Here is a 21,878-nt window from a genome sequence, read left to right as displayed (position 1 = left end):
CGGGAAATTGTAGAATTATAATAGTGGGAAAGATCAAGGTTTGACATAAAAATCCTTAAATTTCGAAAAAACCGCCTATGATAGCATTTACTGTATCATAGACGGTTTTTCTATCGAATTTTCATATCATATCGTGCACCGATATAGTAGATATAATTCAATATGTATTAGCCCCAAAGGGTATTAGAAACTTCTACTACAGGCATATCGCCCGCCGATACGCTGCTATAAAGGATACCAAATGTTCCCTATGAGTGTTTATTTTTTAAAAAGGGAAAACAACCAAGCCCAATTGCCGCCATCTCGCTTTTGCATCTCTTCTTCTAATCGTTTATTAAAATCATTCTGAGATACCCATTCTTTTTTCTGTTCGTCGCGCATCTTTTGTATTTCTTCTTGTAAAAGTTCTGTTCTTTCTCTTTCCTGCTCCAAAAGAGTTTCATAGTGTTCTCTTTGTTGCTCTGTTAATTTCTCAATCTTGTTATTCGTTTTTTGTGCCGTATTTCCGATGCTGGAACTAATGAAATGATGGTCCTGTTGAAGCTGAGAGACCGTTGTTTTGATATGTGTCATATCGTTTTTAAGTTGTATATTCATCTCTCGTGCTGCAGCAAGTTCATTCACTAAGTATTTAAAGGCTTCTTTAATCTGGTTTGGATCCGTTGGTAACGTTTCGGCTGTATCGGGTAGCGCTATGTCTGTCTGCGATGTGTTTTCCAAACGCTCTTTTTGTTGCTCCACTATATCGCGAGCCGTGCTATCGAGAGGCTTGTCCGTATCGCGCAGCGCTACAAGCGCTTTAACATCCGATTCAACAAAAATACGCCTGTCTCCATCCTTTAAAAACTCGTACCCATTCCGCTCTAGTATCTGTCCATACTTCCGTACAGTAGGGGTGGCAATCCCCACTTCTTCCGCTACTTCCTTGGTCGAATATGCCCGTTCATTAGGTTGAATATCGTTTCGCATATCGCACCTCCTTCTTTTAATATGAAGGTTTTGTGGTCTTTTGGCAAGGGGTATATCTGCTATAAATATGGAGTTTCCGATATTCTTGGCCCAATTTTTTTTTTCATAATTTAATAAAAAAGGGCACCACTAGTATTTCTCTACTAGTGGTGCCTTCAGCATTTATTTTGGCACAACAGTCTGTTTAACTTCTGATGTATCATGTCCGTTTAAATTCACTGTGTCTCTAACAATATAAATAGGTCTATTTTTGCTTTCATCATAAATTCTCGCAATATATTCGCCCACGATTCCCATGCCTAGAAGCTGAATGCCACTAAAAAAGGTGATTGCGACCATGATGGAAGCCCAACCAGCTTCTACTTCCTGACCAAATAGCTTAACTAAAATGGCATATACCAAAACCCCGAAGGAAACGAGGACGGAAAAGAAGCCAAGTGACATGACTATTTTCAAAGGCTTGGTGGAGAAGGCAATGATCCCATCAGACGCAAATTTGATCATCTTCTTTAATGGGTACTTTGTTTCACCGGCAAATCTTTCGTCACGTTCATATTCTATAAATGTTTGTTTAAAACCGATCCAAGAAAACATGCCACGCACGAACCTATTTCTCTCGGTCATCTGCTTAAACACATCCGCAACTTTTCGGTCGATTAAACGAAAGTCTCCTGTATCTTTAGGGATATCAATATCTGACATATAATTCAAGAATTTATAGAAATATTTCGCTGTTAGTAATTTGAATTTCGTTTCTCCAGTACGTTTTTTCCTTTTGGCATAAACAACATCGAATCCTTCACGCCATTTTTCAATAAGAGTTGGGATAACCTCAGGGGGATCCTGCAAATCAGCATCGATAATTACGATAGCATCACCATTGGCATAATCGATTCCCGCGGTAACCGCTGTTTGATGGCCGAAATTACGCGCGAAATTGACGACTTTCGCATGAGGATCCTTACTTGCAATGTCACTTAAAATGTCTAGCGTTCGATCTGTGCTTCCATCATTGATGAAAATGAATTCATAACGAATATTTTCGGCATCCATAACACCCTTTAGTCTGTTATAACACTCCTGTGCGACCTCTTCTTCAAAATACATAGGTACAACAATTGAAATTAATTCTCGCATAGTAACCTCCACTATCTGACGTTCTGTTCTTGAAAGAACGTCCATTTTGCATTTAAAAAGTAATTAATAAATAAGCTTGCTCCAATAGAACCTAAATTTGCCAAGACCGGTTGAAGTCCCAATTTATTAACTAATAAGAAAAGAAATAAGGTCTGAATTCCAAGAGTCAGCACGTTTACCGCAATAAATTTATAAAATATGCTGGCCCTTTTCCGGCTATCTTTAAACACCCATTTTTTATTCCAATAATAACTGTTCACGATACCTAAACAATAGCCAATAACATTCGACACCAAATAATTTAATCCCAAATAATAAAGGATGGTAAAGCTGGCAAATGTAATAAGCGTATTGAATACCCCAACAGTTCCAAATTTAAGGAGTCTTTTCATCTATCGAATCTCCTTTTACTCTGAAATACGCCATGCTGCTTAACAAAATGATTAGAGGGGTGACACTTACAAGGTACCTTGACCTTGTCTCCCATAATAGGAAGAAAAAGAAGTATCCGATGATTGCCAACATACAAAATGTCACGAATGTCTTCTTTTCTTTCAGTAAAGGAACAACAAAGAGTAACCCCATTAAAAGAATCAAGTGTTGCACCCTGGCGAACCCTTGCAGCAATTCACCAGACTTATAATCAACCAATCTCTGAAAATTCTCAGGTTCGAGTGGATGCCTTCTTAATTTGTTCAAAGAATAATAAGTTCCATCTGTCCATGTATGCTTAATCTTCTCTAAATTAAACATCAAGTTCCCATAAACACCTTTATCACCAATACGTTGTTTCAACTCTTCATAATGAATCTCTGACACTTCACTTCTGTGGCGTTCTGCCAAAAGTTTTAGTGTCCATTTCACATCGTTTTCAGAAAATTTTCCTAACCTATCCTTATTTTGTGCCATGACAAGCCAATGTGAAACAGGAAAACTGGTCTTCTTCTGCTGCTCCTTATCTAGAATATCCAACTGATAAAGAGAAACATTAAATAATGTTTTTATCACGAAAAGGACTATGAAAGGAACTATAAAATATACTTTTTTCCAACCTTTCATAGAGAGTAACAAAGTAATTCCAAACGCAATGACAAAAATAATAAGAGAACCTTTAAGCAACATACCAAAAGCAAATACTACCGATGCTGCTAAAATAATATAGATATTATTTTTAAATCTACCATTTTTATCGATAAGCAGATTTAAAGGAAGTAATAAAAAAATAAGTGAAATGGTATCTGTATAAACAATCGGAGCAAAAAAGATATATGGGAAAAACAATACACTTACAGCTATACTAATCATTCCAGCTGTTTTCCCGGCTACTTTAGTGGCGATGCGGTAAATTAAATATTGACTAATAAGGATAATGAAACTATTAAAAAGCATATAGGTTATAAGATCAGGAGTGAAAATCTTCCCAACAATCACCAGTATGCAAAACAAAAATACATTATTCGGGTAAATAGAAAAATAGTTACTTACCTCACCGCTATCAATAAACTTTTTCGCTGCATTAACCAATGAACCGAAATCCCAAGTAGGGTGTACCACAAAGAGCTTTGAAATCGTAAGCTGTAATAATAAACTACCTATTAAAAATCCGCCGACCCAAAGTGGAGCAGGAATCTTAGCAATAGTCTTTAAAATAGGGTGCCGAAAGCGAAAAATACCCGCTAAGAACATTAAAGCAATGATAAAAGTAACTGCTTCAAAATAATTAGGAGAAAATTGACCAATCGATTGATGCCCTTTGCTTACAAAAATATTGATGCCTACAAGCAAAGCTATGACACAAAAAAATATTACATAAATAAATTTTTCTAGAAAACGGAAAATATCAAAACGCAAAATCTTTCCTCCTACAACCAACAATAGAAAATTCCAAGGTTCTTCTTCAATAGAATCATTTTCAAAAGATTCCTTTTATTTGTAATCTGAGAACCTAATAGATTATATCACAAAACCAATTTAGAAATAAGTACTATCACTAGGTAATAAGCACTAGATTTAGTGAATGGAATAGAGAAATAAAACTCCTTATTTTGCAATACCTTTAATGGGGTTTTGATAAACACAAACAATTAATAAAGGGGATTTAGTGCAATATCTAATTTTTTTCGCGCCTCGAAATATTTTCGTTGTAATTTCTTCAGAACGGTCCTAAACTGATTACAAACATTCTTACGTAAAGAGGGTACCGCTATGAAAGATACAACAGAAAATAAGGAATTTGGCATAGGAGTCGCGTGTGCGGGCTTATCATATATTTTATGGGGAATCCTCCCTTTATTTTGGAAGTTGGTTGACGATGTTCCAGCCGGGGAAATCTTGGCGCACCGGATAGTCTGGTCGCTCGTATTTATGTTGATTATTTTAGCTTTGTTGCGAAAGTTACCAACGTTTACTTTGGAGCTTAAAGGCCTTGTCAGGAACCGGATGCGACTGTTTGGAATCAGTCTTGCTTCGATTTTCATCAGTATCAATTGGGGCCTCTACATATGGGCGGTGAATGCCGACCGTGTCATTGAAGCGAGCCTCGGGTATTATATCAATCCGCTGGTGAGTATCTTACTCGCTGTTATTGTATTAAAAGAAAAATTGTCTGGTCTTCAGACATTGTCTATTATTCTAGCAGGAGCCGGTGTGCTCGTGTTGACTTTCAGTTTCGGGACCTTTCCATGGGTCGCGATAATGCTTGCTCTGAGTTTCGCGTTTTATGGGCTGATTAAGAAGATGGTGCAGGTTGGGGCTTTAGTTGGTTTGGCGATTGAAACCCTGTTGATTACGCCATTTGCGTTGCTGTTTTTGGGGTACGTGCATGCAGGGGCTTCCGGTTCTGGTGGAGCATTTGGTAGCGAATTTGAGGTAACGTTACTTCTATTGCTTGCCGGTGTGGTTACGGCAGTCCCATTATTGCTTTTTGCGAGCGGTGCAAAAAGGATTCCTCTCTCGATGGTCGGTTTACTGCAGTATTTTGCCCCAACCATCAAGCTGATTATGGGCGTGTATTTATTCCATGAGCCATTTACGAGTGCTCATTTAATTGCGTTTGTTTGTATATGGGTGGCGCTTGGGATTTATACGTTTACGTTGATGAGGGGTTGGAAGCTGAGACAAGCTGTTGTACAAACTAAAAGTTTATAAACAAAAATGCTTCTCATTCTTAGATTAATGAGGAGCTTTTTTTGTAATTAGATGTAGAGTTGGGGTAATTAAATGGGCCAATTTTAAGGAAAATAGGGTGATTGTTTTTCCTATCAAGCCTTTTGGTCTATCTAAGATAGTCTATTAATCTCGGATGATAGGTTAAGAATTCTGAGTAAATTCATAGAGAACCTAATAAAAACCCCAATTTACATAAAAATCCCCCCCTTTTAACATTAAGGTTAGAATCATGAAAACCTATAAACTATTAGAGGGTGAGAAGATGAAGCGAACCAAGCGACAAGCAATATCTGTTCTATTTATTTTTGTACTATTGTTCAGTGGGTTAGCAACGCAAGCGAGTGCCGGATTTGAGTATCCTGAGAAGACGGACCCTAAATTGGACATGCTGAAAAAAGGTCCAGCAGAGCAAAACATCTTTGATGTGTTTGAACAGGAGAGCAATGATCCTTTATATGGAGAAAAGGTAGAGTCATCTAATCCAAATGAAAAAGTGAGATTGATAGTCGAAGTAGAGGATAAGGGGGATGCCTCCTTATCAGCGCAGCAAATAGAAAAAGTGAAAACAAGTCTTGTTAAAGCTAGAAATGTTTCTGGGAAAGTAAGGCATACCTACACAGAAGGTTTTTACGGGTTCAGCATGGATACCACTCTAGGTGAAGCACAGAAAATACAGAACATGAACGGTGTAAAGGAAGTCCGTATCGCCAAAACTTATGAGCATACTGTTGTAAACAGCAAGGAACTAGTAGAAGCGATGAATGTATGGACAAAATACAACTATCGTGGGCAAGGGATGGTTGTTGCAATCGTCGACTCCGGAATAGATTATCGTCATGAGGCGTTGACGCTATCTGAGAATGGAAAAGAACATGCAAAGCTTACACAGGATACTATTCAGGGAAAATTGGATGCCACGGAAATCGCTGATAAATGGTACACAGACAAGGTACCTTCAGGCTATGACTGGGCAGATAAAGATGATGATGTTATCCCAGCAAAGAACTCTCATGGTACACATGTGGCAGGAATTGTTGGAGCATTTGAAGAGTCCCAGAAAAAAGCGGTAGGGGTAGCACCAGATGTGCAGTTGTTAGCCGAAAAAGTTTTCTCGGATACGAGAGGCTATGCGTATGATGATGATATTGCAGCAGGAATCTACCATGCTGTGGAGCTTGGTGCAGATGTCATTAACTTAAGTTTAGGATCGGATGCAGGCAGTGTAGACGCGAATGATCCAGTTCAGCGTGCAATCCAGTATGCAACAGAACAAGGGGTGCTGGTTGTCGCTTCAGCTGGAAATGCAGCGTACAGCACTAAACAAAATCTCTTGGAGCGATCTCAGCTACCACTGGCAAAGAACCCTGATATTGGGCTTGTTGGAGATCCTGGTATAACGCCTTATGCCCTCCAGGTGGCCTCTTCTGAAAATGACTTAATGAAGGTAGATGGATTTACTTTAAATGATGGTAGTGTGCTAGGTTATCAGATTCAGCCGAACATCAAGAAACCGATTGATCATCTAGATCCAACAAAGGAATATGAGGTCGTCTATGTAGGAGAGGGGTTATCGGCAGATTTTAAAGAACTGGAATCCTTGGAAGGAAAAATAGTCCTCTCCAAACCAGCAAAGGCCTATGCCTTTTATTCTACAGTACAAGTAGAAGCAAACAAGAAGGGAGCGGCAGCAGCAATCGTCATTCCACCACCAGGAGTATCGGATTATTCTTCCCTTTATTTTAGCCCATATTCCATTCCTGCCGTCACCACTGAACAGGAAAAAGGGAATAAGCTTGTTGAACTTTTAGAAAGTGGAGAAAAGGTGACTGTTCAATTGTCTAATGAAGGCCTATGGGTACAGAATACAGCAACGGAGCCTATGTCTTCCTTTTCCTCCTATGGCTCACCTACCGATCTAAGTTTTAAACCGGAAATTACAGCACCAGGTGGAAAAATTAACTCCACGGTCATCAATAACCAATACGAAACGATGAGTGGAACCTCGATGTCGAGCCCGCATGTTGCTGCTGGAGGTGCCCTCTTGCTTCAAAAGTATTATCAAGAGTGGGAGCTTCCTAAAACAATGGAAACAGTTTTGAAAGCCAAAAATGCACTTATGAATACATCGATGATCTTAACCAATCCAAAGCATGAAAACACGGTATATTCACCACGCAGACAAGGATCAGGTATGATGAAAATCGAGCAAGCGCTTTCAACTCCATACTTGCTTCAGCATGTAGGAGTGCCGCTTGAACAAGCCGCTTCTGTCGCACTGAAAGAGATTGACCATACTTTTGACTTTACGTTAAATGTCGAAGCGTTAAACAAAAATCTTGTTCACCCAAGACATCAATATGAAATCTATGTCGATGTTTTGACAGATGAAAAAGAAACGAGAGCTTATGAGGGAGTAGAAAGAGAGTATTTAACGTTAAATTCTATTCCTGTGGAAAATGCTTCCATTAAGATTAATGGAAAACAACAAAAAGAAGACAGCAAGTTCCAATACAAGCCACATCGTGATGACAAAGTGAACATTTCGATCACCTTGCCAAAGGAACTTAGTGATGGCCGCTTTGTTGAAGGATATGTACGTTTTGTTCCGAAAGGGAGCTCTGTGAAAGAGTTAACCAATTTGTCCATTCCTTTCATGGGCTATTATGGTGATTGGAGTGCCATCTCTAATGTGGATGAAAGCCCAGTCAACGGCGATGCTTATATTGGCTATACAGTACTGTGGAATGAATTACTGGACTTGCCACTAGGATACGATGGAGCTACTGGAACCTTTGATGCGGATGCAATAGGGGTATCCCCAAGATCTATCAGTTCAGGTGCTTACCCTTCATTTACAGCTCTGCGTAATCTGAAGGAAATGTCCTTAAGCATTCAGGATGAGAACGGAAACACGGTATCTACTATCGGAAACTTCGAAGAGTTCGCAGAAGATGGAAGCCCATACCCGTTCCGCAAAAATATCATGAGCTACCGGAATTACTATTATTCTTTTGAATATCCTTTCTGGAACTCTCTTGATAACGAAGGAAACACACTTCAAGATGGACAATACTACTATGTATATACTAGCACTCTTGACTATGAAGGTGCAGAGCCACAAGAAACGAAAATACCAATAAAAGTGGACACAGTCGCACCGGTAGTGCAAAACTTGAAAGTGACCGAACAGCAAGGTGGGACCTATAAGATTACTTGGGATGTGGAAGAAGAGGGAACAGGTTATATCGGAAGCATGATTTGGGTGAATGGGTCCTATAAAAATCTCAGAGATAGCAAGTACGAATATATTTCTTCTGTTAAACCTGAGATCGTAATGGTATCCTCTATCGATGCTGCCAGAAATGTAGGGGTTGGCTATGTCGGTAATGAAGCATTGAAACACGCGGATCCATTTATCAACTACCTTCACGTATCAGGCACAAATATTAATGAAAACAAACCAGCATCCATCACCGTCTTCGGCTATAAACGACTTGACTGGCACTTTGTCATTACAGATGCTGAAGGGAACTCCCTGGAAGAAGCAAACATTGATAATGAACACTCCATATATGGCCTACGTTGGACTCCTGACGCAGACTATCCAGAAGGAGACTACTACGTAACCGTAACAGGTACAGACGAAACTGGATTGACCTTAACTTCTGCACCAAGAAAAATGACAATAAAGAGATAGATGTTATTCCCAGGCTCCTTTGCTTTTGTAGCAGAGGAGTCATTTTATTTTAGGATGGTGAAGGACTTATGCTAGCAAAAGACGAAGTTTATGAAGAGTATCTATTATCATGGTTCAGTGGAGATAGATGTTATGGTAAGCAACATACTACATACATGAAAGGTTGAGATAGAATGATGAGTAATATATACAAAGAGGCGGCCATTTCATTTCTCCAATTGGTAGCTTCCGGAAAAATCCAGGAAGCATTCGAACGTCATATAGCCCCTGGTTTTCGTCATCACAATCCATATTTTCGCGGTGATGCCGAATCACTTATGCTGGCAATGGAAGAAAACGCGGTTCAAAGTCCTAACAAAACGCTTGAAGTGAAGCATGCATTAGAAGATGGAAATAACGTTGCTGTTCACTCTCATATTAAACAGAATCCTGAGGACCTAGGAGCGGCAGTCATACACATTTTCCGGTTTGAGGGAGAGAAAATTGTGGAATTGTGGGATGTTGGCCAGGCAATTCCAGAAGAATCACCGAATGAGCATGGGGTCTTCTAATACTCTGGGATGACGAATAAAGCACCTTATTAGTCAATGGTAAAATACCAAGAAGGCAGGCGATCTCCCATGGATTTTTACGAGAAATTAAAGAGTGGCGTCTATCAACTTAAAGACAGCAAAGGCATCCCGGTCCCAATTACAGCCTATATGCTGCAAGAGCTCCTTCGAAGAAACGAAAAACTGCAAGAAGTTACGGTGGAAATTAAACAAGGTGAAATTATCGTCTCCGGAAAAGCGGAAGCGGACCTCAAGTTGGCCAAAAAAGATGTCGCCTTTTCCATCACGTTACAGCCAATACAAATGGAAGGAAGAGAGCTAATCTTTAAGATTGTGAAACTGAAACCTTTGAATCTTAGCATTCTCAATAAACGTATCTTCGACAAGCCGCCGCACCTTACCTATAAGAGCGGTCATATCAGGATTGATTTTAATGGTTGGGACATTGTCCGTAAGATCCCTGTTGGTAAAATAAAAAGCTATGTGGTGGTAGAGGGAAAAATCGTAGTAATGATAGGGATTTAATAAGTGATCAATCTAAATCCTCTTCCTCCCCTCTGACTCTAGCTTTTCACGTTCTTTTTTTTGATCAAGCAGGGCAAGGGGATCGGAGTAATGGCCATAGATGTCCCCTTGTTTATATTTTTCAAGAAGCTGAGGCTCCGTGACTGTGTCTGCGGAAGTTGGCGTTCCCCTACGAAAGCCAGGAAGTAATACTGCGGTGGCCAAAATGACCACAATTATCCCCCACAAATTCCCCTGAAAAACAAAATATAAATATAGTATCCCCAGTAATATTACCCACATAAGAGCCTCCGTGTAAAAAAGTTCACGACTACATATATGGTAATTCAAAAAAAATTATGAATAAAAATATATGATTTTTTTCCCCTCCATCCACCCAATCAATTCTTTCTTTTTCTCATAGAATAATAGAGAAAATAGAGGACAAGATGCCCTGTTACGGAATAGGGTTAGTCTTCCTTCCTTCAGTTTAAAAGGAGGTGAAATATGTATGTCATGCTATTACAAATACAGCCCCAACCAGCAAACAACCCAGGTCCAAAAGTGTAAAACGGATATCAACATTAAAGTGAACTGTCATGATGGCAATGATGATGGCAACCGTGAAACAGATGCTTTTCGTGCAGTAAACTCAGAGCCTCAGCCAATTGAAGAAGTGAACACGTTCTTTAAAGTTTTTTTCCAAGATGAGCAGTTTGACATTGGCGGTATCTACAATTCTACTAATTCCACATTTGTTCCTCGCAGATCAGGTGTCTATTATGTGGCAGGTACGGTAACGTTTCTTGCAAACGATGGCACTGTCCCTTACCGCGTCCGTGTAGAGATTCGTGTTAATGGTGTTCCTGTTGCAGCGGATAACGATTACTGGGCAGAGATCGATGACCAATTCTTGTACGTGAACGCAATTAACGTTAATACCATTCTCCAACTAGAAGCTGGCGATCTAGTAGAGGTTTTCATCACAAGCACTACTCCAGGTACGATCGAAGCAAATACTCCAGAATTGAGCACTCGCTTTGAAGCGGCAAGATTCAGGTAATCTTTTAAATGCAGAGGGGGATCCTCTCTGCTTTTTTTCCTAAAATTAATGCGGAATGACTTATCAAATCTATCAAATTCCACTCATCCTTACCGGCATTCGTCCATGCATCCGGCAACAACTTACATAGAATAATAGAAAAGGTAGAGTATCTGGTGTCTGTCAATACCTACCTTTTAAAGGAGGTGCGACAACAGATGAAATGCTATTACTACCTTAGCTCAAAACATGATCACAAAGCAGAATGCAAACCAAAAAAACACAAAGAGAAGCATCATTGTAATAAGTGCGGAAACAACTTTAACCTGAACATTTTCGGAATCAGTATCAACATTGGAGGGAAGGGTCATTGCTAGGATGCGAAGTGCCAATCATAGAAGAAGGTGAAAAGGTTGAAACACTACCATTATGCAGGTGAAAACATGGACTCCGAACAACACTCCCATAAGCATCATGATGATAATAAAACCATCAAAATTAACTGTGGTGGAGAACGCCCAGAGCGAGAGACAGCTGCATTCCGTGCAGTAAGTAGCGAGATTCAGCGTATTGAAGAGGCAGATACCTTTTATAAGGTCTTGTTTCAGGAAGAAGAGTTTGATTTTGGCAACATCTATAATGCCAATAACTCCACATTTGTTCCTCGCCGCAGCGGTGTTTATTACGTTGCAGGGACGGTTACGTTTGTGCCAGATGCACAGGAATTGGCATACCGTGTTCGTGTGGAAATCAGAGTAAATGGCGTATCCGTTGCTGCCGACAACGATTATTGGGGTGAATTCAGCCCGTTCGTCAACGCAGTCAATGTAAATACGGTTCTTCAATTGGAGGGAGGTGACCTTGTAGAGGTTTTTGTCACTTCGACGACTCCAGGACGCTTGACTGAAAATGCTCCTTCATTCAGTACACGTTTTGAGGCAGCGGAATTTTAAGCAAGATAAGGACGGTGAAAACTGTCCTATTTTTGTGTCTACGTTAAACTTTCTGTTGTATAATAAAAGAAAGAGAGGGGTACATAATGAAGCTTACTGGCATCCATCATATTGCTATTATTTGCTCTAATTATAAAACTTCCAAAGATTTCTACGTGAACCTGTTGGGCTTTCCCATTATCCGAGAGGTGTATCGTGAGGAGCGAGATTCTTACAAATTAGACCTTGCTCTCCCAGGGGGCACGCAATTGGAGCTGTTCTCTTTTCCAGATGCACCAATAAGACCAAGTTATCCTGAAGCACAGGGACTTCGTCACTTGGCATTTCAAACCCCTGATATATCTGGAGCAGTGAAAGAATTAGAAGGGAATGGAGTACAAGTAGAACCGATAAGAACGGATGAGTACACGAACAAAAAATTCACCTTCTTTTCTGATCCAGACGGGCTGCCGATTGAACTTTATGAAAGTTAAGCAAGGATGCTAAAAAATATAGATGCCAGCAACTATGTCAAAAAGAACAGGTCTTGCGCTAAATTAGCAGGCCTTGCTTGTAGAAGTAAAAGTTGATTTTTTCTGATGTTTATTATGAGGGAATGGGAAGAGACCTGTTCTCTTTTTTATGCGCTAACTTTTACTTGGGATTGGCGGCTAATCGCTTTAAGGATGAACAATTTATCTTGGGCAGTTAACATTCTCCAGCTCTTCACTTTAATTTTCATGGTATTTTCCCCTCTTTCGTATTTTTCTTTTATTCTTTTATACTTTAAAAATACCTTTTATTAACTTGATATAAACAACAAAAATTCCTACATTTTCCGCATGGGAATGCGCGGTTTGAGGTGGTTTTTAGCGAATTTTCGCAAGAGGACACAGAATGAAATACTAATTATGGAAAAATAATATAATATTTTACTATTTTATCCTTTATTTTGGCGTGATAAAATTAGTTGGTGAAGTTTGAAACCTTATGGAGTTAATCTACGTATAACTTATATAAGGAAAAGCGACAACAGTTAGTTACATAAAAAGAGGAGGAAATGATAATGAAACGTACAGCAGAGATAGTTATGACAGTGATTGCCGTTATTATGAGTGGATTGACAGCTCTTTTCGGGGTATTGATGAATTTAGGGATGTCCGATCCTGAATTTGCAGAGGTTATGGAAGATGAAATGGCTACCGATCCAGCTATGGGAGAAATGGATATGACGGCATTCATGGATATTTTAGCAATAGCAGGACCGACTATGGTAACTGTCGGACTTGTTTCTCTAGTTCTAGGAGTAATCGGAATCATCGCCATTAAAGGTAACAAAAAACCTGTACTTGCAGGAATCATGCTAATCCTAGCAGCACTCGTCATTGGTATCGGAACAATCGGATTCGGATTCATCCCGGCAATCCTTTACTTAATCGCAGGAATCATGGCATTTGCAAGAAAGCCGAAAGTAACAGAACAACATATTTAAAGAGCAGAAGGGACAAGCACCGTGACCCATTTGGGTCCCCGTGCCTGTCCCCTCAATACCAAAGAGGCCCCCAACTGGAGGCCTCTTCTTTTCGTCTGTCTGTTTATCTAGTTGTCTATCAAGATTTAATAAGTTAAATCTTGAATTTTTGTTCTGCATTGAATTGCTTATAGCCTATGGGAATCCGCTTTTTCCACTAATTGCTTTTTCATGTCTTTGTCCAGACAATCTTCAGCAATGACAGTGTAGTAGTGGGATCTCATATTGTGCCAGAAGTACTGTAAGTTTCTTACCGTCTTCATAGCAGGACCTCCTTTTCACTCATAAATCAACGGAGGTTGGTGCGGGTAACTGGCTAACTGGTTTGCTTGAATTAAAGCAAACTTAAGTCCCTTTAGTTTTGCGTCACTAGCTTTCACTAGTTTTGCCTTTTTCCATGATTTATGAAAAGTACATTCCTATTGTAGTCTTTTAGACGGTGTAATGACATAGGACTTTTGGGGTGTTTTGTCACATTTTGTCGGCGTGCCTGTCCCCAAAACCTCAAAAAACTCATTGAAAGTTTTCAGAATTCATAGTATGTTATAAGTAGAATATTGGTAGCGTTTGCATAAATTTGTAGGTTTATAGTTGGGAGGCTGCTTTTTGTGCAACTTTGCGCAAACGGTTTCCTGATTCGGTGAATCCTACTTAGATGTGCAAACGCTTCCACAAATTAGCAAGTCAGTCATCATGGTATGTGATGTCGAGATTGAGATAACGAAAGGGGCAGGGGATATGAAAAGAAGGTTTCAAAGGGGTATGGCTGTATTACTTTCCGTTCTTCTTGTTGTTTCCATGTTTGCAGGTTACCTACCGACTAAAGCGGTAGCCGAAACAGGGGAGAAACGGATTGTGTTCAGCTATGAAAGGCCTGATGGGGAGTATGAAGGCTGGAATCTGTGGGTCTGGGGGACTGGTGTGAAAGATGACCAGATAGACTTTACGGAATTCGAAAATGGAAAGGCGTATGCTCATATCGCAGTAAGTGATACAGCAGAAAGAGTTGGATTTGTTATTCGAAAAGGTGACGGTTGGGATCAAAAAGATTTTGATCAGGACCGCTATATTCCATTCAACAAAATCGATGACATCACCAAGGTAAATGTAGTTAGTCAGCAGGAAGAATTTGTGCAGATCCCTGACGGCAGTGCACCAGTTGTCGCGGACGGAAGCGCAGACTTTTTTTTCCGGGATAAAGACCTGTATGCAGCAGGCGAAATGGACAAGGTCGAGAAAGTTGAATTATCCATTTTAGGTGAAAAATTTGAAATGACTGCTGAGCCGGAGAATGAGCGTTTTACTTATACAGTGAACGAGCTTCCAACAGGCGAGCATGAATATACTTATTTGGTAACGGTGGATGGAGAAACAAAGGAAGTATCAGACCCGTATAACACAGTGGATAAAAAGTCTGTTGTGAAGTATGTTACCTCAGACGTTAAACTGACTGGTTCTGCTACACCGGCAAAGATTAATTATAACCAGAATGCTGTGGTGAAAGTAGACATCGAATCAGAAACGGAGACGAAAATCCGTGAAATGTCTATTAATCTATCAGAAATTGGTGGAAACGAGAAAGTTATCATCGATCCTGCACTGAATGAATTGACAGTTGCGGTAAAGCAAAATGTGACAGCAGGTGTGAAAACCTTGCCTATCACTGCGATGGATGAGTTCGGAAACCGCCACGAAGGGTCTGCCACATTAGAAGTTCAGGCGCGTACCTTCACAGGCGAAGAGGCAGATTTCGATTGGGATCAGTCGGTTGTTTATTTTATGCTGACAGATCGATTTTTTGATGGAGATTCAGGTAACAATGATCCGCATGGAATTGGCTACGACACAAGCAAGTCTGGTACATACCAGGGTGGGGATTTTAAAGGAATAACGCAAAAACTTGATTACTTGGACGAGCTTGGAATCAACACAATCTGGATTAGTCCGGTTGTTGATAACATTAAATATGATGTGAGACACAACGAAGACGGAGAAACTCCATATTATGCTTACCACGGCTATTGGGCGGATAATTTTGGAAAATTAAACCCGCATTTCGGTTCCATGGCAGACTTCCACGAAATGATTGATAAAGCCCACGAACGCGGCATTAAGATCATGGTCGATGTGGTGGTGAACCACACTGGTTATGGATTGAAACCAGGTGATAGCAGCAGTGTGGCGAATTTCCCGACAGATGAGGACCGTGCACGTTTTGAGGGAATGCTGCGTGACGGCGGAACAGATACAGTTCGTGGTGAGCTGGCTGGTCTTCCAGATTTTCTTACTGAAAACGCAGATGTACGTGAACAAATTGTAAAATGGCAGACAGATTGGATTGAAAAATCCAGAACGGCAAAAGGCAACACCATTGATTATTTCCGTGTCGACACGGTTAAACACGTGGAAGACACGACTTGGATGGCGTTTAAGAATGCATTAACGAAAGAGATGCCAGAGCACAAGCTAATTGGGGAAGCCTGGGGAGCAAATGTTAATGACGACCAAGGCTACCTGAACAGTGGAATGATGGACTCTTTACTGGATTTTGATTTTAAAAATTATGCAAAAGACTTTGCAAATGGACAGCTAGATGCGGTTCAGCAAAAGCTTGAAGACCGCAATAGCACACTGAACAACACAGCAACACTCGGTCAATTTTTAGGAAGCCATGATGAGGACCGCTTCTATGAGCTTGTTGGGGGAGACCTTGGCAAGTATCAAGTAGCAGCATCCCTTCAGTTGACGGCAAAAGGTCAGCCTGTTATCTATTACGGAGAAGAGCTGGGGTTGCCTGGCAAGAACGATTATCCGTATTATACGAACCGCCAGAACATGCCATGGGATGACGTGGAAGGCAATGAAATTTTAGAGCATTACCAAAAAGTACTGGCATTCCGTAACGAAAATCCGAACACGTTTGCGAAAGGAGACCGCAAGAAGGTAGCGGGATCTGACAGTGACAAATACTTGGTATTCTCCCGTACATACGGTGAGAACTCCGTTTATGTAGGGTTGAACACGGGAGCTACTGTTAAAGACGTTACCCTAAACTTCGGCTCCTCAGAAGCAATGGTGACGGACCATTACTCTGGTCAGGAATACGAAGCGAATGAAGAAGGACAAGTGACTTTCACGATTCCAGCGATGGAAGACGGGGGAACGGTCCTGCTTGAAGTGGAAAACGAAGCACCACCAGTGGAAGAAGAACCAACAGAACCAGGTGAAATCGGTGAAAACACGCTTCGCATTCACTACCAACGCACAGACAACAGCTACGAAAACCTTGGCCTATGGCTGTGGGGAGATGTGGCAGCACCTTCTGAAAACTGGCCATCAGGCGGTACACCGTTTGAAGCTGAAAATGTAACAGACTATGGTGCATATGTTGATGTTGAGCTTGCAGAAGGCGCACAAAATGTTAACTTCCTTGTCTTGAACACGACAAATGGTGATAAAGACGGCGGCGACAAAGGGGTAGAACTCTTTAGTCCGGACATGAATGAGGTTTGGATCAAGCAAGGCTCTGACGAAGTATTTTTATATGAACCGGCTGACCTGCCTGAAAATACAGTCCGCATTCATTATGAAAGAACAAACGCCGACTATGATGGTTGGGGTTTATGGAATTGGGAGGATGTTGAAGCTCCGTCTGACGGCTGGCCGAATGGTGCCGCAGATGCAGCAGGTATCGGAAAATACGGTGCTTACTACGACATCAAGTTAAAAGAAGATGCTAACAAAATCGGCTTCCTTTTTGTGAACAAACAATCAGGTGCGCAAACGGGAGATATGACGTTTGAAATGTTACAACAATACAACCAACTTTTTGTAAAAGAAGGCGAGGATAAGGTTTACACGAATCCATACGGAACAGTACCATTAGCGCTTGTGTCCGGAGAGGTTTTGTCCGATAAACTAATCACTCTAACTTTTTCAAAAACTGAGGACTTAGACTTAGCAGAACTGAAAGAACAGTTGAAAATCGTGGATGTAGATGGAAATGATGTTTCATTTACAGATGTAACAGTTGAGGACGAAAAAACTGTCCATGTTCACGGAGAATTTGACTTAGAGAAGATTCCATTTGATGTCACTTATGGTGATGTGACGGTTTCTGCCAAATCAGGCTGGAAACTGATAGATGAAATGTATGCTTATGACGGCAAGCTAGGAGCGGAATTGCATGAGGACGGAACGGCCACGTTAAAAGTGTGGTCGCCAAAAGCAGACAAAGTGTCTGTGGTTCTTTATGACAAAGTTGACCAAAATGAAGTCGTCGACACGATTGAAATGGAAAAAGGAGACCGTGGTGTCTGGTCAGTAAAACTATCTAAGGATAATACAGGACTTGATAGTTTGAAAGGTTACTATTACCACTATGAAATTACACATGGTCAAGTAACGAATCTAGCACTGGATCCTTATGCACAATCCATGGCAGCATGGAACAATGAAGCAGGCGAGAAGATTGGAAAAGCGGCGATAGTCGATGTGAGTTCCATCGGACCTGAGCTTGATTATGCCGACATCCCTGGCTTTGAAAAACGAGAAGATACGATCATTTACGAGGTGCATGTACGCGACTTTACGTCTGACCCGAACATTGGGGAAGATCTGAAAGCACAATTCGGTACATTTGCTTCTTTTGTAGAGAAATTGGATTATATTCAGGACCTTGGTGTGACGCACATTCAGTTGCTTCCTGTCATGAGTTACTATTTTAGTAATGAGTTTGAGTCTGGCGAACGCATGCTAGATTATGCTTCTACCGGGACGAATTACAACTGGGGCTATGACCCGCACGGTTATTTCTCCCTATCCGGCATGTATTCGGAGAACCCGGAAGATCCGGAACTGAGAATTAAAGAATTCAAGAATCTGATTAACGAGATTCACAAGCGCGACATGGGTGTGGTACTCGATGTGGTGTTCAACCATACGGCACAGGTTCATATTTTTGAGGACCTTGTACCGAACTACTACCACTTCATGGATGCAGACGGAACGCCTAGAACAAGCTTCGGTGGCGGACGTCTTGGTACGACTCATGAAATGTCCCGCCGCGTGCTGGTGGATTCCATCAAGCATTGGGTGGACGAGTACAAAGTGGACGGATTCCGCTTTGATATGATGGGCGACCATGATGCAGAAAGTATTCAAATTGCTTTTGACGAAGCGAAAAAATTGAACCCGAATATCGTCATGATCGGCGAAGGCTGGGTAACATTTGCCGGTGACGAAGGGGAGCCGGTTCAAGCGGCTGACCAGCAATGGATGAAAGATACGGAAGCAGTTGGAAGCTTCTCTGATGAATTCCGTAACGAGCTGAAATCTGGCTTCGGAAGCGAAGGACAGCCACGCTTTCTCACAGGCGGAGCGCGTAACGTACAGCAAATTTTCGATAACATCAAAGGACAGCCGTATAACTTTGAAGCGGATGATCCGGGTGATGTGGTTCAATACATTGCCGCACATGACAATTTGACGTTGCATGATGTAATTGCGCAATCTATCAAAAAAGATCCGGAAGATCCGGAAAACAGTTTAGAGATTCATAAACGAATTCGTATAGGAAATGCAATGGTGCTGACGTCTCAAGGTACAGCATTCTTGCATGCAGGACAAGAGTTTGGACGCACAAAGCAATGGAGAGCGGAAGCAATGGATGCGCCATATAAGTCTACTTATATGACAGACTCTGAAGGAAACCCGTTCGTTTATCCATATTTCATCCACGATTCCTATGATTCTTCGGATATCATTAACCGAATCGATTGGGAAAAGGCTACAGATGCTGAGAAATATCCAGTAAATAATGTGACACGTGAATACACGACAGGTTTAATTGAATTGCGTCGTTCTAGCGATGCATTCCGTCTAGGCGAGCGTAAATTGGTGGACTCCAATGTAACGATGGTTACAGCACCTGAAATCAAGGAGCAAGACTTAGTTGTTGCGTTCAAGAGTGTGTCCACTGCTGGTGTTGAGTACTACACATTTATTAATGCGGACACCTCTGCTAGAACACTAACGTTGGAGCAAGATTTAACAGAAGGTGTTGTAGTGGTTGATGCTGATGAGGCTGGAGTGGTTGAAGTTTCGGAGCCGAGTGGTTTTGAATTAACTGCAGGAGGCATTACGCTTGAGCCATTGACAACGGTTGTCGTGAGAGTTGGCGAGCAGGAAGGAACGGACCCGGGGGATGGGGACGAAGATCCTGGCGACGGAAACGGTAATAAGCCTGGGACACCACCTGGTAAAGGTGGAGAAAACCCTGGCAAAGGGAAAGGCAAGGGGAAAACACCTCCTGGAAAAAGTGGAGAGAATCCTGGTAAAGGCAACAAACTTCCTGTTACCGCAACATCCACCTTCAATTTCTTCATGCTTGGAGCAGTGATGGTAGTGTTTGGTGGCGTGATGTATCTGGGAAGAAGAAGGTTGGGGTTTAGTAAGTAATTAAGAGAGAGTGTGGACTGGCGTGAAAACGTTAGATTCACACTCTTTTTTTGATTGAATTATGTTACGATAGGTGAAAACAAAAAAGGAGTTAGCCCCCACTATGCAAAACACCAAATACTATCTAACGCTTTTTTTCATCATGATCTTCTGGGGCATGAACGTTCCACTGGTTAAAATCCTTGTGGGGAACTTAAGTCCGATTACGATGACAGCTTTCCGTGTCATGACAGCAGGACTTACCGTTTTTATGATTCTGGCAATTTTCAAACTTGTAAGGCTACCAACAAAAAGGGAAGCCAAATACATCTTACTCGCTACTGTTCTAAATGTTGTCTGTCATCACTACTTTTTATCTCTTGGACTTAAAGGGACTTCTGGCACAAATGCAGGAATTATTTTAGGAGCGGGACCGATTCTTACTGCTCTGATAGCGACCGTCCTCATTAAAAAGAAAACAAATTTTCTAAGATGGACGGGCTTTATCCTTGGAGGCGCAGGTGTTGCAGTCACCACTCTTGTAGGAAGCAATGGTATATCAGAAGTCAATATAGGGGATATTTATGTTTTCTTGTCCATATTGACTCAAGCGTTCAGCTTCATTCTTATAAGTAAACTTGCAAAAACACTGGATCCACGCCTTTTGACGGGATACATGCTGGTCATTGGAGCAGGAATCTTGTTGGTTATTGGGTTAATCACAGAACCTGGGGCGATAAAGGAGTTTGCAACCTTATCTAAGGAGATATGGTTGGCATTCTTTACATCGGCCATTATTGCAACTGCATTTGGTCATATGTCCTATAACTTTATCATTGGTAAAATCGGCCCGGCAGAAGCGTCCATTTTTCTAAACTTCACTCCATTTTTTGCCCTCGTAGGATCAGTGATTATGCTTGGTGAAAAGGTGACAATCTTCCATTTGATAGGTCTTGTGCTAATCGTTGGAGGAGTATTGCTAGGATCTGGGGTTTTGGAGCGCGGGGAGAAGATGGAAGGAAGCACTGTTGCACCCTTACAAGGTCTAGAAAAATGACCTTATTATGCCGGAGCTTAAGTGATTAACCAGGGATCTCTAAAACCGAGAGCCCTGGTTTGAGTATATTAGTAACAGATTGTTGTAACCATATTCCCCAATAGGTTGCAGCAATATCTTACTAATTCATGGTGTAAACTTGTCATTACCTTTTATTGCGTGAACGCTTAACTTTAGGGTTAAGTGAAAAGTTAAACTGTTTACTTGAGCAAAATCGGGTCAGGATTACAGAAGCCTTTTTTACTTGTTCATAAATGGTTGATGCAGATACATCCAGTACCAACTCTTCTAGGTTGTTGAACACAACGATACATTTTGTTGGAGAAACAGCTTCCACATGTTTTAGATGTTGCAGGAACAACCAACAGCAGGCATCCTGCTCTGGTGAATGCGTTGGGATAGCAATTATCCCTTCAGCTTCGTCAATAAGGATAGGAGTTTTTTGAATATAATTGGTGAAGTATATGGTAGCAACCCTCCGCCCCTCATACGTACAACAATCATTCAAACAGCCTCTGTGTAAGATTTCTCTAGCTGTTTCGTCTGTTAAAAAATCTCCCTCAATATCTATTATCTTTGTCTGATACTGAGGATGCCTATTCGACAGCAATGCCATCGTCGTAAGGCTAATTTGGTACTGTTGAATCACATTCATTTGTTTATCCATAGCTCCCTAGATCCCTCCCATACGCCTAAAATTTGTAATAAGCGCTACAAGTATTATTATATAGTTTTATGGGTAATATTTCCTAGTGTTTTTTAAAAAATTGTGATAATTTGTAATAAATTGTTTAGATTTGTATAAATTTAGAGGTATTAAAAGATAAAAGGCATTGCAGAGAGTGCTGCAAT

The 21,878-nt window shown here is 41.0% G+C and carries 16 protein-coding genes and 1 riboswitch; of the genes, 10 read left to right on the top strand and 6 right to left on the bottom strand.

The features are described from left to right. Positions 1–258 precede the first annotated feature (258 nt). The 4 genes from B4U37_RS19865 to B4U37_RS19850 all read right to left on the bottom strand — a co-directional run bounded on the left by B4U37_RS19865 (position 259) and on the right by B4U37_RS19850 (position 3,957). Positions 259–969 (bottom strand): MerR family transcriptional regulator, encoded by a 711-nt coding sequence (locus tag B4U37_RS19865; RefSeq protein WP_088019642.1) that lies wholly within the window; start codon positions 967–969, stop codon positions 259–261. 162 nt (positions 970–1,131) lie between these two features. After that, positions 1,132–2,106, bottom strand: coding sequence for a glycosyltransferase family 2 protein (locus tag B4U37_RS19860; protein WP_088019641.1), 975 nt, complete (start codon positions 2,104–2,106; stop codon positions 1,132–1,134). Positions 2,107–2,117: 11 nt separating this feature from the next. Continuing rightward, positions 2,118–2,498, bottom strand: coding sequence for a GtrA family protein (locus tag B4U37_RS19855; RefSeq protein ID WP_088019640.1), 381 nt, complete (start codon positions 2,496–2,498; stop codon positions 2,118–2,120). After that, complete coding sequence (locus tag B4U37_RS19850) at positions 2,482–3,957, bottom strand: glycosyltransferase family protein (RefSeq protein ID WP_088019639.1); 1,476 nt, start codon at positions 3,955–3,957, stop codon at positions 2,482–2,484. The genes B4U37_RS19855 and B4U37_RS19850 overlap by 17 nt, the downstream gene beginning before the upstream one ends. A 354-nt stretch (positions 3,958–4,311) precedes the next feature. On the opposite strand from B4U37_RS19850, the gene rarD reads away from it, so the two are divergent. From rarD to B4U37_RS19805, 8 genes are all read left to right on the top strand, one after another. Then, positions 4,312–5,253, top strand: coding sequence for an EamA family transporter RarD (gene rarD / locus B4U37_RS19845; RefSeq protein WP_088019638.1), 942 nt, complete (start codon positions 4,312–4,314; stop codon positions 5,251–5,253). 283 nt (positions 5,254–5,536) lie between these two features. After that, complete coding sequence (locus B4U37_RS19840; protein WP_198317055.1) at positions 5,537–8,971, top strand: S8 family serine peptidase; 3,435 nt, start codon at positions 5,537–5,539, stop codon at positions 8,969–8,971. Between the two features lie 176 nt (positions 8,972–9,147). Next, on the top strand, positions 9,148–9,522 hold the full coding sequence (locus tag B4U37_RS19835; RefSeq protein ID WP_088020381.1) for a nuclear transport factor 2 family protein: 375 nt from the start codon (positions 9,148–9,150) through the stop codon (positions 9,520–9,522). A gap of 36 nt (positions 9,523–9,558) precedes the next feature. Next, the gene (locus B4U37_RS19830; RefSeq protein WP_198317054.1) at positions 9,559–10,047 is read left to right on the top strand and encodes a hypothetical protein; all 489 of its coding nucleotides are present in this window, start codon (positions 9,559–9,561) and stop codon (positions 10,045–10,047) included. Positions 10,048–10,537: 490 nt separating this feature from the next. Next, complete coding sequence (locus B4U37_RS19820) at positions 10,538–11,089, top strand: hypothetical protein (protein ID WP_088019634.1); 552 nt, start codon at positions 10,538–10,540, stop codon at positions 11,087–11,089. A 392-nt stretch (positions 11,090–11,481) separates the two neighbouring features. Continuing rightward, positions 11,482–12,021, top strand: a complete 540-nt coding sequence (locus B4U37_RS19815; RefSeq protein ID WP_198317053.1) for a hypothetical protein — start codon at positions 11,482–11,484, stop codon at positions 12,019–12,021. Positions 12,022–12,107: 86 nt separating this feature from the next. Then, on the top strand, positions 12,108–12,494 hold the full coding sequence (gloA2, locus tag B4U37_RS19810) for an SMU1112c/YaeR family gloxylase I-like metalloprotein (protein WP_088019633.1): 387 nt from the start codon (positions 12,108–12,110) through the stop codon (positions 12,492–12,494). Between the two features lie 572 nt (positions 12,495–13,066). Then, entirely contained in the window at positions 13,067–13,492 is a 426-nt protein-coding gene (locus B4U37_RS19805; protein ID WP_088019632.1) for a DUF4064 domain-containing protein, read from the top strand. Positions 13,493–13,659: 167 nt separating this feature from the next. Here B4U37_RS19805 and B4U37_RS22645 read toward each other — a convergent pair whose 3' ends face one another. Continuing rightward, positions 13,660–13,794 carry a hypothetical protein gene (locus tag B4U37_RS22645; RefSeq protein ID WP_281252759.1) on the bottom strand — a complete coding sequence of 45 codons (135 nt, stop codon included), beginning with the start codon at positions 13,792–13,794 and terminating at the stop codon, positions 13,660–13,662. A 41-nt stretch (positions 13,795–13,835) separates the two neighbouring features. Next, positions 13,836–13,931: riboswitch (cyclic di-GMP riboswitch) on the bottom strand. A 362-nt stretch (positions 13,932–14,293) separates the two neighbouring features. Here B4U37_RS22645 and B4U37_RS19800 point away from each other — a divergent pair. After that, positions 14,294–19,990 (top strand): pullulanase, encoded by a 5,697-nt coding sequence (locus tag B4U37_RS19800; protein WP_245840018.1) that lies wholly within the window; start codon positions 14,294–14,296, stop codon positions 19,988–19,990. Positions 19,991–20,093: 103 nt separating this feature from the next. Beyond that, positions 20,094–21,026 carry a DMT family transporter gene (locus tag B4U37_RS19795; protein WP_088019630.1) on the top strand — a complete coding sequence of 311 codons (933 nt, stop codon included), beginning with the start codon at positions 20,094–20,096 and terminating at the stop codon, positions 21,024–21,026. Positions 21,027–21,171: 145 nt separating this feature from the next. Here the strand turns inward: B4U37_RS19795 and B4U37_RS19790 are convergent, their stop codons facing one another. Beyond that, entirely contained in the window at positions 21,172–21,693 is a 522-nt protein-coding gene (locus B4U37_RS19790) for a competence protein ComK (protein WP_088019629.1), read from the bottom strand. Between the last annotated feature and the right edge of the window lie 185 nt (positions 21,694–21,878).

The organism is Sutcliffiella horikoshii (assembly GCF_002157855.1).
GTDB lineage: Bacteria > Bacillota > Bacilli > Bacillales > Bacillaceae_I > Sutcliffiella_A > Sutcliffiella_A horikoshii_C.
This window is presented reverse-complemented; position numbering and strand designations above follow the sequence as displayed.

Excerpts from the sequence above, each read along its gene's own strand:
- B4U37_RS19865 (WP_088019642.1), bottom strand. The coding sequence starts at position 969 with ATGCGAAACGATATTCAACCTAATGAACGGGCATATTCGACCAAGGAA.
- B4U37_RS19860 (WP_088019641.1), bottom strand. The coding sequence starts at position 2,106 with ATGCGAGAATTAATTTCAATTGTTGTACCTATGTATTTTGAAGAAGAG.
- B4U37_RS19855 (WP_088019640.1), bottom strand. The coding sequence starts at position 2,498 with ATGAAAAGACTCCTTAAATTTGGAACTGTTGGGGTATTCAATACGCTT.
- rarD (WP_088019638.1), top strand. The coding sequence starts at position 4,312 with ATGAAAGATACAACAGAAAATAAGGAATTTGGCATAGGAGTCGCGTGT.
- B4U37_RS19840 (WP_198317055.1), top strand. The coding sequence starts at position 5,537 with ATGAAGCGAACCAAGCGACAAGCAATATCTGTTCTATTTATTTTTGTA.
- B4U37_RS19835 (WP_088020381.1), top strand. The coding sequence starts at position 9,148 with ATGAGTAATATATACAAAGAGGCGGCCATTTCATTTCTCCAATTGGTA.
- B4U37_RS19830 (WP_198317054.1), top strand. The coding sequence starts at position 9,559 with ATGGTAAAATACCAAGAAGGCAGGCGATCTCCCATGGATTTTTACGAG.
- B4U37_RS19820 (WP_088019634.1), top strand. The coding sequence starts at position 10,538 with ATGTCATGCTATTACAAATACAGCCCCAACCAGCAAACAACCCAGGTC.
- gloA2 (WP_088019633.1), top strand. The coding sequence starts at position 12,108 with ATGAAGCTTACTGGCATCCATCATATTGCTATTATTTGCTCTAATTAT.
- B4U37_RS19805 (WP_088019632.1), top strand. The coding sequence starts at position 13,067 with ATGAAACGTACAGCAGAGATAGTTATGACAGTGATTGCCGTTATTATG.
- B4U37_RS22645 (WP_281252759.1), bottom strand. The coding sequence starts at position 13,794 with ATGAAGACGGTAAGAAACTTACAGTACTTCTGGCACAATATGAGATCC.
- B4U37_RS19800 (WP_245840018.1), top strand. The coding sequence starts at position 14,294 with ATGGCTGTATTACTTTCCGTTCTTCTTGTTGTTTCCATGTTTGCAGGT.
- B4U37_RS19795 (WP_088019630.1), top strand. The coding sequence starts at position 20,094 with ATGCAAAACACCAAATACTATCTAACGCTTTTTTTCATCATGATCTTC.
- B4U37_RS19790 (WP_088019629.1), bottom strand. The coding sequence starts at position 21,693 with ATGGATAAACAAATGAATGTGATTCAACAGTACCAAATTAGCCTTACG.